Raw genomic sequence first — 13,507 nt, 5'->3', positions numbered from 1 at the left:
TCTTTGCTTACGCCGTTATTTTGGGCTTTTTCTTGCTTTCTTTTTTAAACCTTTTCTTTGCCGTTACAAAAAAGAGAGCAAAACCAGTTTCCAATACCGCAATCACCAGAAGAAATTTTGTTGTCAGACTTGCTTTTTGGATTCCTCTTGTCACACTTCCTGCAAAAGATTCCTCCTGATCCTGGTTCTTTCCAGTTGTATTTGTAACTGTGGTTTTCGTTTCTTCTGTAAAACCATCTGACGCCTCACTTTTTTCTTCTACCACCGGGGAGGGAGTGGCTTTTTCCATCACCTTCTCCCCTGCTATGGTATAGCCAGGCTTTAAATCCTTTGCATATTTCTTCCCTGTCCGGTCTGTCCACTTCGGGGACTCATTTTTTTTGGTGTCAGCTGTCTTCATATTTCCAAACAAAGAAGTCTGTTTCTCCCCCTGGAGCTTTAAGGAAGCCTTAATCTCCCCAGTGGTTTTCTCCCCCTCTTTGCCTCCAGCTTTGCTTCCCTCCACCTGTTTTAAATTGGATAAGGAACCCTCGCCGTTTTGTCCTGGGATAGTGGCCTGGGACTTATTTCCGCCATGGTCGGAGCCATGTACCAGGTTTCCAGGGGTACCGGCTGTTTTTATATCCGGGATCCCCATGACTAAAGAATCACTTACATTTCCCGCTGCATCCTTTACCACGATCACCAGGTCTTTTTCCCCGGAGGATAATCCAGTCAGGGTAATGGTATTGGTTCCGGCTAATACTTCTGTTCCTTTCCCACTTGTATCTAGGGCGGGTACCTTTGCCCCTGCCTCAATCACCTGGTAATAACAGGTTCCCTTTTCGGAAGTTTTATAGACAGCAGAAGCAGTGTCCGTGGAGATACGGCTGGCACTGATTTTTTTTAGTACCGGAGCTGTAGTATCGGTAAGTTTCAGGGTAATATAATAGTCTCTGGTTGTCCCGTCCTCTGCTTTTACCTCCAGGCGGACCTTCGCCTCTTTTTCCTGGTCGGCAAAAAAGATCTTCCAGTAGAGGCGGTCTTTGTTGTCTTTCGTTCCCGTGATGGTCTCATCTTTTTCTACAGTTCCTGCCTTGATACCGCTGATGGCATAAACCTTAACAGAAGCTTTTTCATCCTCTACTTCTGGCCAGATGTTCAGGCTCTGCCGTTCGCCATCGTAGGAAGCCTCAAATTTTTCCTTATCTGGATCCAGATCCGGGCTTAATTTTAAGATTCCTTTTCCGTACTTGTCGGAACTGGAAACATACAAGCCCTTTAAGGCTGTGTTGCCGCTAAGAAGGGTGATAGTATATTCCGTCACCGCAGGATCTGCCGTGATCTTCTGGTAGAATTCCTGGTACCCTTCTTTACGGACATAAAGTTCATACGCCTGTCCCTGTAAAAGAGAATACCGTCCATTTTCTTCTGCAGAAACCGGGTTTCCCTCTGCATCCAGTATCACCACACTGGCATCTCCCGGCTCAATTTGAAGTCCCACGCTCACCAAAGCCGGGGTTGGAGTCGCAGTCGGCTGTGGAATCTCGGTTGGAGCCGGAGTTTCTGTTGGTGCCGTAGTTGGCTCCGGAACCGGTGTTGCAGTCGGCTCTTGTGGAGTCTCAGTTGGAGCTGGTGCCTGTGTAGGCTCTGGCTCCACGGTCGGCTGTGGTGCCACAGTGGGCTCTGGCTCCATGGTCGGCTGTGGTTCCTCACTTGGAGCAGGCTCTGGCTGTTCCGGTTCCGAAGGCTCTTCTGGTCCTCCTTCTTCGCTTTGTATCATCACTTCTTGCTGTGCATGTATCTCATAAGGAACACTTCCAGCAATCAGAGCTGCCGTTAGGGTTCCCATTACCAATCTTTTTTTCATTTACCAGTCCCCCCATGTCTCGCCGTTTACTCCGCCGCCTACGTCGGCACCGGAATAAAGGGAAAATCGAAGCCTTACCTCATCCCCGTCCGCCGGGAAATAGGAAGACATTCCAACACTCATGTATTCACCGTTCACGGAATACAGCCAGCCGGAGTCCATGGTAAAATCAAACTCTCCAAGCCAGTTGGAATCGTGATCGGATAACTGACAGTTTACTTCCTGCAAATGCGCCATCAGGTCATCCGGAATAGCTGCATTTGCGGAAATGCCGCCCCTTCCGATTGCTTTTAAATAAAAGCCGCTGGTGGCATCCCCATTGTTTCTCCAGTCAAAGCCTGTGTTCTGCAAAAGCCGCAGCAGCACAGAAGATAACTGTTCTCCCTGGTAATATTCAATAGAGGTTGCCGGAAGGATGGTTCCAAGCCCTACCGTACCCGCTTCAATGCTGATGGTGATAGAACCTGCCACCTGTGGACCTGCGTCTTCTCCTTTATACAGGGTAAAAGGAGGTAAGGTAGTGGCATAGCCTTCTTCGTCTGTCGCCTTGATTTCTATGGTGTTGGCACCTTCTGCCAGTTCCAGGCGATATGCCAGGATTCCAGCAGCCGGTTCTCCCTGGCAGGAAAGCCGTTCCCCATTTCCGGTTACCGTAAGGGCAGCTGCGCCCAGACTGTTTCCATAATGGTCGGTTGCCTGGATGTAAAAGGTACGGTAAGAAGCATTGACCGTCTCCCCATCGGTAAGGTCTGTGGCAATCTTCGGGTAATTATCTTCTACCGGTTCCTCTGGACTTTCCGTAGGGGCAGGTGTCGCAGTGATCTGCGGCTCTTCCGGTGCCGGGGTAACAGGTGGCAGATCCTCATCCGGAGTCTGCGCCCCGTCCTGGTTCCGGTTATCATCCGCATCTGGTGTTTCCGATGGCTGTTCGGAATTGTCTGGTTCATCCTGGTTATCATATTCAATCGTATTACTTTGATTCTCTTGATTTTGGTTTGTATTGTTATTATTTTCTGGCGGCGTTTCTGTCACAGTTGCCTGTGGGGTGGGCGTTACGCTTTCCTCCGGCTTAGGCGTTGGTGTCACCGTCTGGGGTACCGGTTCCTTTGTCGGCTCTGGCGTAATCGTAGGAGTCGGTGTCTCTTCCGGAAGAAGCTGTGCCTGTTCCTGTTGCTCTTCCGCTTCCTCGCCGTTTCCATCTGTCTTAGATCCTGCATAGGCAAAACCGGTTCCCAGATACCCTTTTAAGGAGCTGTCTGCACTGATTCCCTGAACCGGGTTTGGTACTGCCTCGGACTCACTTTTTAATACGCCCTGTGCAAAAACGACAGCAGCCAGAAAAAGCACTGCCACAGGAATGAGCGCTGCCAGTATTTTTCTTTTCTTTTTTTCTTTCATAAACAGCCTCCTTTCCTGTCAATAAAGTCTTTCAATGTATTTCATGATCCATCTGTCATACCAGCTTGCAGATGCTTTTAATTCCTTTTTTAAATGCCGGATACAGCTTGCCGTATCATGGCGTTCGGAGGCCGATACCGGATGGGGGCTAAACGCTGCCTTTTGTCCAATCTTTCTTACTCTTTCATAGAGTAATGTGGTCTCATCTGAATACTGTGTGCCATGCTCGTATAACGCTCTGGCATAACCAGCCATGGCCCTCACTGCCAGTTTGGTGTCCTGGGAGGCAAAGCACTTTCTTCTCTTTCGGTTTGTAAACGCTCTTAAGAATATCACCGTCAGGATAAACAGAAACATAAACGTATCAAATACGATCAAAAACAGAAGAAGGAATTTTTCGATTCCAAACAATGCCAGCTTCAGGCTGAAATTGGTACGGATGTTCTCTTCCACTGGCGGCTGTGATTCTGTCTCTGGGATTGAAGCAGCCAGCTTTCCTTTTGCTTCCAGCCCTGTTTTTAAATTGGCTTCTTCCATGATACCGTAATAGGAAGGTGTCATTTCAAGCGGAACCCATCCAAGTCCATCAATGTAGATCTCTGTCCAGGCATGTCCGTTAGTTCCCGGGATTTCGATAGTTTCGCCATCTGTTTTCCCATCTACATCTTGAGGGGTGATCAGATACCCTTCCACGTACCGGGCGGGAATGCCATAATAGCGGAACATAAGCGTCGCCGCTGTTGCAAAATGAACGCTGTGCCCGATCTTAGAGGTGGTTAAAAAATTCTCTGTAAAATCCCCGTCTTCAGAAAAGACATCCGTTTGGGAACTGTAGGTCATGTTCTTTTCCAGATAGGAGCGGATCCTGGTGATTGCCGTGTAGTAATCGGTATGTCCTTCCTCCCGGTTTCCGCCGTCTCCAAGTTCCTTTTGAAACAGGGTTTTTAAGGACGCTGGAAGAGCGGTATCTTCCTGATAAACAAAGGTATTGTAATAACTCTCCTGGCTTCGGTAGGAACTGACGGCATCCGCGCCGCCATCCCCTGCATTATTTCCAGCGGTCAATGTCTGATAGACCTTTGCTCCAAGGGTGGTAAAATCACTTACCAGATTTCCAAGGGAGGAAAAACGATAGGTTCTTTCTCCAAACAGTCCTCTGGCGTACAGGGTGCTGTCCGCCTGGGCGTTTTCGCCTGTGTAGCCGTCTGGCAGACCTGAGAGCTCATACGGGGTATAAAGGTATTTACTGCTTGCCGTTTTATTATTTATCGAAATGATTCCTTTTTCACTGGAGAGGGAATCGTCCTGGATCAGATTTCTTGCATTTAGAAGCTGGGTTTCTCCATAAAAGCCCTCCTGGTGAAGCCAGTAATACAAGTCTTTTTCTTCATAGGCCTCTTCCGTGGAAATCTCCGTCCAGGAAGAGCCGTCATAAACGCTTCCCACAAAGCCACGCAGATACAAAGAAGCCGGATGCTCCATGGTAATTTCAAGTGCCGTATCCGATGACGCACTCCAGGCTCCGGTCTGCTTTAACTTTCCATCTGGAAGGGAATTTGCCCCCTGCCCTTTGTAGCGGAGCCTGGAAAGTCCACTTAATGCCTCTTCTTTGGCATTTGCCACAAGCTGGGAGTCCTGGTACTCATTCTTTGGCACCAGGCTTTGAAGGAACACACCCCCGAAAACGGAAACCAGAAGAAGACCAAATGCCCCGGCAATAAAAGCGGACACATCGGCAGCGTTACCTAAGTTTCCCCCTTTATTTTTCGTCATGTAGTTTAATTCTAACAGGGTTCCAGCGTAAAAGCAAAGACAAAGCCTGGTATCTGGAAGCAGGCTGGTTTTTACCAGAACCACCGGAAGGACTGCCGCAAAAAGAAGGAGCAGCACATACCACCGAAGCTTCAGGATTAAGAAGCCAAGCAGCCCACATGCAATGCCAAGGAAAATAAAAGCAGCCAGCTCCCCATTTGCTTTTCCAGAATCCTTCAGCTGGTAGATGGTAAGATAAATCCCTGCTTTTTTCCCAAGAACTTCTGCAAGCTGGTTCCAGAGCGAAAGGAATCCATTTAAGAGCATGCCAGAAAATGCAAACAGGCAGATCCCGGCAGCTGCACTTAACGAGAAAACCGCAGCAACCAAATGTTCCCGAAGCCTGAAAAGAAAGCCACAGAAAAGGGCGGTGACAGCGACGCTCACCAAAAAAGGAATCCCATTCACAGACGGAATCAGGGTATGCAAAAGCGCAAAGGTCCCAACGCCGTTTACCAGAAAAATCAGGATACTTTCCAGCAGGATACCGGGCAGGTATCTTCTATGTTTTTCTTCTTGTCTTGTGATCCATACTTCCATGTGATGGTTTCTCCTTTATCCGCTGCGATTCCGCAGCCTACAACGGTTACCTCGCCCCGGGTTCGAAGGCTTCTAAGATCTTCCTCTTCTGGGGTGCCTGTAATATAAATATAATTTGCAAATCTTTGTTGTCCCGGAGTGTGAAGATATTCTGTGATGGTGCAGGGCTTTTCCCCCTCCCCTCCGTGGCGGAGGAATAAATAGAGAATATTTTCATAATCCTCGCGGGTGCGTATTTTTTCAATGTAAAAATGTCCGGTGCTGTGGTCAAACACGCCTGCCTGACAGGAAATGCCCTGTTCCATAAAACTATTTAAAACTGCGGCAAACACTTCACCAAGCGTCTGTGCTACGGCTGGAGCTTTTTCCTTTAAATAGGGCTCTGCCAGGATCAGGACCGTATCATCCACCGGGAAACTTCTCTGGCGGATCATCATTTTATCTAACTTGCCGGTCAACTTCCAGTGGATCTGACGAATGCTGTCCCCCTCCTGGTATTCCCGGATATCAAAGGTCTCCCCCGGATCATCCCCAGGACGGGCTCCCGAATAGCGGAAGCTCTCCATGTCAAAGCCCTCTTTTGTGAGAAACTGAAAATCTTCCTTTTGCTCACAGGGCATCACCACCGTACAAGCGGACAGCCTGACCTTCCTCTTTTGCCCTATGATACCGAAAAAATCATAGGAGCGCCAGGTGTGTAAGGTGGCGTAAATACAGCCGCACCACTGGCTTTTTCCCTGGAAGTCAATGGCTTTTTTCCCTCTTCCTTTAAGGGAAAACGAAAACGGAAGCTCCATCTGCTCCCCGGTAAAATGATTTTCCAAATGCAGGCTGCCTTTTCCAAGAAATACCGGAAGGACAGAGTCATTTACGATCTGCAGCTTTCCTTTCCAGATTCCATCCTGTTCCGCAGCTTTGGGGAGCTTTAGCTTCATGGTGACCTTTTTTCCACAAAAGAAACCAAGCAGCAAAAAAGCCACTACCGCAAGGGCAGATAAAAGCAACAGGACGGCATATACCCAGGCTCCAGTAAAGATGGCAGCCAGGGCAAGCAGTATGAACCATATAAGTAGTAAAATCCTGTTTTTCATTCTCCCTCTACCTTCGGTGCCTCTGTATCCTTTAAAATCTCTTCTAAAATATCCTTCGCACTCTGTTCCTGGTATCTGGCTCTGGAATCCAGAATCATGCGGTGTGCGGTTACATCTGTGAATACTCTTTTTACATCTTCCGGGATCACGTAATCCCGTTCTTCCATGAATGCTGCCGCTTTTGTCATACGGCATAAAGCCAGGGTTCCACGGGGGCTAAGACCAAGTGTGATCATCGGATGGTTTCTGGTTGCCTCTGCAAGGGTTGCAATATAGTTCAGGATGGAATCTGCCATATATACTTTTTGTACCTGATCCTGAAGCATAACAACTTCTTCTTTGGTAATAACTGCTTTCGCGTTCTCCAACGGATTTTTTGTCTGCCGGTCCCGAAGCAGCTCTACCAGGTTTTCGTGATCCGGGTAGCCCATGGAAAGGCTTATCATAAATCGGTCTAACTGGGATTCCGGCAGCATCTGGGTTCCGGAAGAGCCGGTAGGGTTCTCTGTAGCAATGACTACAAAGGGCTGCGGAACCGGATGTGTCTCGTTATCTACCGTTACCTTTCCCTCTTCCATGACTTCCAGAAGGGCTGCCTGGGTTTTGCTGGAGGTACGGTTGATTTCGTCCGCCAGAAGCATGTTGCACATCACCGCGCCTGGGCGGTAGATGAATCTGCCCGTCTGTTTTTCGTACATGGTAAATCCGGTTACATCGGAAGGAACTACATCCGGCGTAAACTGGATCCGGTTAAAATCCATTCCCATAAGACGGCAAAGTGCCAAAGCTGTGGTTGTCTTTCCAACACCAGGAACGTCTTCCAAAAGCACATGTCCTCTTGCCAGCACTGCCATGATAATCTTATCCGTAACTTCTTTTTTTCCTTTTATAATGGTTCCAAGCTCCCTCTGAAGCTGTGTGATCTTATCTGCCATTTCTTTCCTCCTGCCCTTTTTACTGGCTGATCCAGATTCTTTTTCTTATGTGTCAATTGGTATCGCTCATATCATAAAAACTGGTTTTGCCATTTAAAAACCGGCTGTATGCCGCCATTGCACAAAACGCCTGGTCGGTAGCCATGGGATCGCTGTCCCCGTCTAATAGATGGGAAAAGCTTCCATCTTTTTTATAATACTCCATCAGGTTGTCGTAAAGCCCTTTTTCCTTTTTCTGGAAACGTTCATCTTTATTGCAGTCAATCCCATACGTGCTAAGCGCAAGGATTACCTGGGAAATGGACTCCGAGCTTTTATCTCCATACGCCTCATAGCCGCCATCCTCTGCCTGCGCATCCGCTAAAAATTCCACGCCTCTGTCAATGATGGCACTGATTTCTTCCTCTGTGGCATAGGGCTCTAAGCACTGTAAGGTCATGGCAGTCAGATCCACATCTGCGGTATCAGAGCTGTCATCTAAGGAAAATCCGCCGGATGGCTTTTCCTGCTGCACAATGTAGGTCAGATACTTTTGTTCCAGCTCCCCGTCTACATCCGAGCGGTCCGCATTTAAGGCAAGAAGGGCATACACGGCTCCATTTAACCCCTGCGCGGTTACAGCCTCAAAATCTTCCAGGGACTTTATAAGGTCATACCCTCCAATATCGGAAGGATCGATCCCGATGGCCTTACAAGCCAGGACAGCCCTTGCATACTCGGTATAGCGGTTTTCACTTAATACCCCTTCCTGCTCCTTGACGCGCTTTTCTAAGTTTGCCCTGTATTTTTCGTAATAGCCGTCCTCTGCCGCTTTCCCGGAGCGTGCCAGTGCGATCACCGTCCACTCTCCGCCGAGGGAATCGGAAGCTGGGGAGGGAATACTTGTCTGTTCATAGGAAGCAGTTTTCTTTAATGCTTCCTCTAAGGACGGTGTCCCACCACCGCAGCCAGATAACAGGCTGATGGCTGCTGCCGCCGCCAGAATTCCGGCAAGATAGCATCCAGTCCTTTTCTTTTTGGGATTTAACATTTTTCGTTTCTCCTTCTTTTAAAAATCAAATTCCACTTACATCTATTTTCTATTACCGGTTCTCTGATTCCTGTATCAGCCCATATTTCACCTTGATCCGCTCCAGCTTTTCCAGAAGCGGGCGGCTAAGCAGCCATAGGAAGATCACGGTGGAAGCTGCATGTACCAGATCCACGGGGGCGCCTGAAATGTAGTAGGCGATCAGGCTGCTTTTTGTAATATATCCGTAGGACATCAGGATGCTGGCAGGATTCATAATGCCTCCATAAATTAAAAAGACACTTAAAAATCCGTAGATACAAAGATCGAACTTCCTGGCTTTTAAAATCCCCTTCTGGTACAGGATCCCTGCCAGAAATCCGATCATGCCAAAGGCAAACATCTGCCAGGGTGTCCAGGGGCCCTGCCCCATAAACATGTTGGAGATCAGCATGGTAAGGCTGCCAACTAAAAATCCAGCCTCGCCGCCAAAGGAAATCCCGGTTAAGATCACGATGGCAGCCACAGGCTTGAAGCTTGGCACCATGAAAAAGGCGGCGCGTCCTGCTACGCCAATGGCAGCTAATACGGAGATCACCATGATCTCCCTTGCCTTTGGCTTCCTGCCCTCAAACATCATAAAAAAGGGAAGCATGGCTGCCATTACCACGATCAGGCTGCAGAACAGGTATTTTCGCCCTCCCCATATCTTCACCGAGAAGAATAGAAGGATTGGTACCACGATCAGCATGACCGCAAATGCAAACCAGGTACGGCGGCTTACCTTTCCCTGGCGTTCCATCTGGCGGATAATCATTCCGTCGGACGGAAGGGTGTATTCTTCCAGTTCTTCAGAAGGAACTTCTTTTCGATGGAAAGGATTTTGTTTTCCCGAATTCTTTAAACGGACGGCATCCGAAGCTGCTTCTTCCCCAAAGAATTCGTCCAGAAATTCATCTAACTGGGATTCGTCAAGCATGACACCACATCCTTTCCGGTAACTGCCTCTGGAAACAGCCCTCTTGCCATACGGTTTGCAGCAGTGGTATAAAAGTTATTTCCAGCGAAAAAGTCTCTTGTCTTTTTACTTGTCACCACATTTCCCTCAAAAAACAGGCCTGTCGTATCCGCATACTCGGCTACAAATTCCACGTCATGGGAAATCATGAAAATCGTCATTCCATGGGATTGCAGCTTCTTTAAGATGCTCCCAAGCTCTTCTTTATATTCCGCATCCATTCCCTTGGTCGGTTCATCCATAAGAAGGATCTTCGGACGAAGAAGAAGCACTTTTGCAAGGGCAAGCCGCTGCTGTTCCCCGCCGCTTAAATCATAGGGATGGCGGTTAAGCAACCCCTCCAAATGGGTAAGGCTTACAATCCCCTCAATGGCTTTTTCCTTTTTCATGGAAATGGGATACTCGCTGGAAGGCTTTTCTTTTTTTCCGCCGACCACGCTATAGAGGTCTTCTAGTACCGTCTTTTTTAAAAAGATGCTCTGGGGATTCTGCGGCATAACACCTAGATACCCGCAGTATAACTCCCGGTCGGAAAAGGAACGAAGATCTTTTCCATCCAGGTAGATTCTGCCGCTATACGGCTGGTGTACTCGTCCAAGTAAGGATAAGGTGGTACTCTTTCCGGTTCCGTTTCCCCCTACCAGGGCATAGAATTCTCCCTTTTTTACTTCCAGTGACAGATCCTGAATGACATCGGGGCTGTCCTTTTCATACCGAAACCAGACATCCTTCATCTGGATGGCTGGGGGCGTATTTTCTTTCTGGCGCTTGAAATGCCCAAAAAGCCCTGCCGTTTCGTTTTTGTTTTTCTCCCCCTGTCTTTCCAACCTTTGGTTGGCCTGCTGGATCTGTTCTTTTTTTATTCCTTTTTCTTCTATATATTCCCGGATCCACTGTCTGCCTTCACTTACGGTAAGGGGACAGGTAAGGGCGCTCTCTGTCCCTGCATAAATCTGCATGGGAACCGGCATGGATAAAAACATACCGTGGTGCTGTTCCTTTAATTTGGTTCCAATCTCCCTGGGAGTCCCTTCCAAAAACAAGGTTCCCTCATCCATGACAAACACCCGGTCTGCATACGGAATGATATCCTGCAGGCGGTGTTCCGTCAGTAAAACCGTGGTTCCAATGTCACGGTTAATCTTCTTCACGGTCTCCAAAAAATCGGAGGCTGCAATGGGATCCAGCTGGGAGGTTGGCTCGTCCAGGATCAGTAAAGACGGGTGCATAGCCATCACGGAAGCCAGGTTTAGAAGCTGTTTTTGCCCACCTGACAATTCCGATACATTTTTATAAAACCACTTCTGGATGCCAAAATAACTTGCCATCTCTGCCACCCGAAGGCGGATGGTGGCATTGTCATACCCAAGGCTTTCCAGTCCAAACGCCAGCTCATGCCATACCTTATCGGTCACGATCTGGTTGTCCGGATTTTGCATCACAAACCCGATCTCCTGGCTCTGGGTGCGGTGGTCGGTATCCCTAAGCGGAATATTCCGGTAGAGGATCTCCCCCTCTTTTTCTCCAGCTGGTGCAAGCACGCTTTTTAACTGGCGAAGCAGGGTGCTTTTTCCGCAGCCGCTCCTTCCCATGATGACATTTAAGGTTCCTTCTTTTATGTTCAGGTTTACATGCTCCAGAACTTTTCTGGAACTTTCCGGATAGGAAAACCCGAAATCCTTTATTTCTACAAGATTCATCTGTCTGTTCCTTCCTGTTCCAGCGTCTGGTAAATTTTTTGATACGTCATTTCAAGGTCTGTCGTTTCTTTTCTCCTGCTATAGGAAAAGCGGATGGTTTCTGTCACATCCAGCAGCACCGGAAGAAAACAAAAGGCTGCAAAACAAAGATAGGTAAGCAGGGCAAGTAACGGGGAAACCGAAACAGGTGCCGCGTATCCCTGAATGGTAAAGCCAGCTAACAGGATTCTGGGATCATAACTTGCATAGGCAGCCCCTTTGATACACCCCCCTGTAAATATGGCAAACAGTCCGGTCATGAGTCCCAGGACATACTTATCTTTTCTTGTAAAACGGTAAATGGAAAACGCAGTCCTTCCCTTCAGACCATATCCTCTGCTTCGCATGGAATCAGAGGTCTCAATGGCATTTTCCAGCGCCCAGGTAACCAGGATGGAGAGCATGTTAAGCCCATGGCGGATACGTGCAAAAAGGCTCCCTTCTGATACATCCCGTCCCATGGCTTTCTGCCCGCTTCGGATCACTTTTAACTGCGCGGTAAACCTTGGCACAAACCGAAGCGCCATAGATAAGATCAGGGAAAGCGCCGGAATGATCCGCCCAAACAGATAGATAAATTTATCCGTTGTCATAACCTTGTTGTAACAGGAAAACCACTGGATGACCACGAACATCACAGCGCCAAGCACCACGCCGTACACAAGTGCTTCCAGGGTGATCCAGTTGCCGCTGCTTTTTACATAATACAGCATGGTAACCCCGTAATGATTAAACATGGGATTTAATAGTGCCACAATGAGAAGACCTGGCAGAGTAAGAAGAAAGCTTTGTTTCAGAGTCTTTTCCCATCCGTTTAGCAAAAACGAATAGGAAAATGCTCCAATATAAGAGATCCCGATGAACACCGGGTGTTGATTGAACATGGTAAAAAAAAGTACCACTGTAAAATAGAAAAAATTCAAAAAAGGATGGCAGGCAGAAAAAGTATCCATCACCGTAAGGTTTGCACACGTTCTGTTGTTATTTTCTTTATTCATTGACAACACTCTCGGCACCGATATACTCCCTCTTCAGTTCATACTCATCACAATAGGCATCCATCTTGCTGCCTTTATAACAGCGAATGGTACAGCTCTTATTAACGATCCACGGACCGACATACTCCGGATCGTGACGGATTTCCACACTTTCCAGCCGGTTGCAGCCATGGAATACCCAGCGTTCGATCACATCCACACTCTCCGGGATCACAACATGTTTTAAGTTGTTGCATTTGAAAAAGGCACTATCGCCAAGTTCTACTAAACCTTCCGGAAGGTTTAATTCCTCAAGGCCTGTAAACCGAAACGCCTCTGCCTCGATTACCTTCAAGGTATCTGGGAAAATTACCTTTTTTAACTCCTTGCACCGAAAGAACGCTTTACTTCCAATCACTTCAACGTGGTCTGGCAGCACCAGTCTTTTTAGCTTGGAACAGGAATCAAATGCTCCCTCCTGAATTTCCCGGCACTCTGAGTCTTTTGCAAACACGGCTCTTAATAGATTGGTACAATCACGGTAAGCTTTTGGTCCTAAGGTTTTTAAAGACGCTGGAAAATGGACTGCACGCAGGCTGTGATTTTCTGAAAACGCCCGCCGTTTAATTTCCTTCATTGTCTTAGGAAGAACAACTTCCTTTCGGATCTGGCACTGGAAAAAGGCTTCCCGTCCAATGATCTTACAATTTGGCGGGAGAATGACTTCCCGCATCCGTCCATCTGCCCGAAAACAGCCATCGTCAATGTAGATATATTTTTCCGGGATCTCCTTCCTTGTAACATCCCCCTTTAACATTTTTGCCTGCTGTGCTGTAAATGTCCGGCTGTCATACCGCAACATACTCCAGCGCATTTCTTCATCTTTATAAACACGCATTCTTTTCTTTCCTCCGCTTTTTAGGGTAACAAAAACAGAGCCCCATTACTTCGATGAGCCTCCGTCCTTTACGACAAGTGGAATATGCTGACTTAAAATGCGCTGTTATGTACCGCTGATTTCATACAGTGATTATGGTTCCGGAATCGCACCGAATTTTCCTAAATCAGCCTTATCTGGCTGAACCATGTCTGGTTATTTGATTTTTCGTTCTCTGATATTTCTACCTATATCAAATATT

The 13,507-nt window shown here is 47.7% G+C and carries 10 protein-coding genes; all 10 read right to left on the bottom strand.

Going from position 1 to position 13,507, the window contains the following annotated elements; genetic code table 11:
- Positions 1 to 7 precede the first annotated feature (7 nt).
- Genes ABHC48_RS17910 through ABHC48_RS17865 form a run of 10 tightly spaced genes read right to left on the bottom strand, consistent with a single transcriptional unit; the run spans position 8 to position 13,266 of the window.
- Positions 8 to 1,849 (bottom strand): hypothetical protein, encoded by a 1,842-nt coding sequence (locus tag ABHC48_RS17910; RefSeq protein WP_195700018.1) that lies wholly within the window; start codon positions 1,847 to 1,849, stop codon positions 8 to 10.
- Positions 1,850 to 3,247 carry a DUF4430 domain-containing protein gene (locus tag ABHC48_RS17905; protein WP_195700019.1) on the bottom strand — a complete coding sequence of 466 codons (1,398 nt, stop codon included), beginning with the start codon at positions 3,245 to 3,247 and terminating at the stop codon, positions 1,850 to 1,852.
- An 18-nt stretch (positions 3,248 to 3,265) separates the two neighbouring features.
- Complete coding sequence (locus tag ABHC48_RS17900) at positions 3,266 to 5,599, bottom strand: transglutaminase domain-containing protein (protein ID WP_195700020.1); 2,334 nt, start codon at positions 5,597 to 5,599, stop codon at positions 3,266 to 3,268.
- Positions 5,524 to 6,690, bottom strand: coding sequence for a DUF58 domain-containing protein (locus ABHC48_RS17895; protein ID WP_187564946.1), 1,167 nt, complete (start codon positions 6,688 to 6,690; stop codon positions 5,524 to 5,526). The genes ABHC48_RS17900 and ABHC48_RS17895 overlap by 76 nt, the downstream gene beginning before the upstream one ends.
- The gene (locus ABHC48_RS17890) at positions 6,687 to 7,625 is read right to left on the bottom strand and encodes a MoxR family ATPase (protein WP_187564947.1); all 939 of its coding nucleotides are present in this window, start codon (positions 7,623 to 7,625) and stop codon (positions 6,687 to 6,689) included. Before ABHC48_RS17890 ends, ABHC48_RS17895 begins: the two co-directional genes overlap by 4 nt.
- Positions 7,626 to 7,677: 52 nt before the next feature.
- Positions 7,678 to 8,655: a prenyltransferase/squalene oxidase repeat-containing protein gene (locus ABHC48_RS17885; RefSeq protein WP_195700021.1), complete on the bottom strand. Its 978-nt coding sequence runs from the start codon at positions 8,653 to 8,655 to the stop codon at positions 7,678 to 7,680.
- A 52-nt stretch (positions 8,656 to 8,707) separates the two neighbouring features.
- A complete protein-coding gene (locus ABHC48_RS17880) occupies positions 8,708 to 9,613 on the bottom strand; it encodes an ECF transporter S component (RefSeq protein WP_243284563.1) in 906 nt (301 codons plus the stop codon).
- Positions 9,592 to 11,352 (bottom strand): ABC transporter ATP-binding protein, encoded by a 1,761-nt coding sequence (locus tag ABHC48_RS17875; protein ID WP_195700022.1) that lies wholly within the window; start codon positions 11,350 to 11,352, stop codon positions 9,592 to 9,594. The genes ABHC48_RS17880 and ABHC48_RS17875 overlap by 22 nt, the downstream gene beginning before the upstream one ends.
- Complete coding sequence (locus tag ABHC48_RS17870; protein ID WP_243284564.1) at positions 11,349 to 12,389, bottom strand: energy-coupling factor transporter transmembrane component T; 1,041 nt, start codon at positions 12,387 to 12,389, stop codon at positions 11,349 to 11,351. Before ABHC48_RS17870 ends, ABHC48_RS17875 begins: the two co-directional genes overlap by 4 nt.
- Positions 12,382 to 13,266 (bottom strand): leucine-rich repeat domain-containing protein, encoded by an 885-nt coding sequence (locus ABHC48_RS17865; RefSeq protein WP_177968197.1) that lies wholly within the window; start codon positions 13,264 to 13,266, stop codon positions 12,382 to 12,384. Before ABHC48_RS17865 ends, ABHC48_RS17870 begins: the two co-directional genes overlap by 8 nt.
- Positions 13,267 to 13,507: the final 241 nt, after the last annotated feature.

The organism is Ruminococcus sp. 1001136sp1, from assembly GCF_039841815.1.
Classification (GTDB): domain Bacteria; phylum Bacillota; class Clostridia; order Lachnospirales; family Lachnospiraceae; genus Blautia_A; species Blautia_A faecis.
This window is presented reverse-complemented; position numbering and strand designations above follow the sequence as displayed.

What these genes read in the sequence shown, in the direction of transcription:
- ABHC48_RS17910 (WP_195700018.1), bottom strand. Translation starts at nt 1,849, where the DNA reads ATGAAAAAAAGATTGGTAATGGGAACCCTAACGGCAGCTCTGATTGCT.
- ABHC48_RS17905 (WP_195700019.1), bottom strand. Translation starts at nt 3,247, where the DNA reads ATGAAAGAAAAAAAGAAAAGAAAAATACTGGCAGCGCTCATTCCTGTG.
- ABHC48_RS17900 (WP_195700020.1), bottom strand. Translation starts at nt 5,599, where the DNA reads ATGGAAGTATGGATCACAAGACAAGAAGAAAAACATAGAAGATACCTG.
- ABHC48_RS17895 (WP_187564946.1), bottom strand. Translation starts at nt 6,690, where the DNA reads ATGAAAAACAGGATTTTACTACTTATATGGTTCATACTGCTTGCCCTG.
- ABHC48_RS17890 (WP_187564947.1), bottom strand. Translation starts at nt 7,625, where the DNA reads ATGGCAGATAAGATCACACAGCTTCAGAGGGAGCTTGGAACCATTATA.
- ABHC48_RS17885 (WP_195700021.1), bottom strand. Translation starts at nt 8,655, where the DNA reads ATGTTAAATCCCAAAAAGAAAAGGACTGGATGCTATCTTGCCGGAATT.
- ABHC48_RS17880 (WP_243284563.1), bottom strand. Translation starts at nt 9,613, where the DNA reads ATGCTTGACGAATCCCAGTTAGATGAATTTCTGGACGAATTCTTTGGG.
- ABHC48_RS17875 (WP_195700022.1), bottom strand. Translation starts at nt 11,352, where the DNA reads ATGAATCTTGTAGAAATAAAGGATTTCGGGTTTTCCTATCCGGAAAGT.
- ABHC48_RS17870 (WP_243284564.1), bottom strand. Translation starts at nt 12,389, where the DNA reads ATGAATAAAGAAAATAACAACAGAACGTGTGCAAACCTTACGGTGATG.
- ABHC48_RS17865 (WP_177968197.1), bottom strand. Translation starts at nt 13,266, where the DNA reads ATGCGTGTTTATAAAGATGAAGAAATGCGCTGGAGTATGTTGCGGTAT.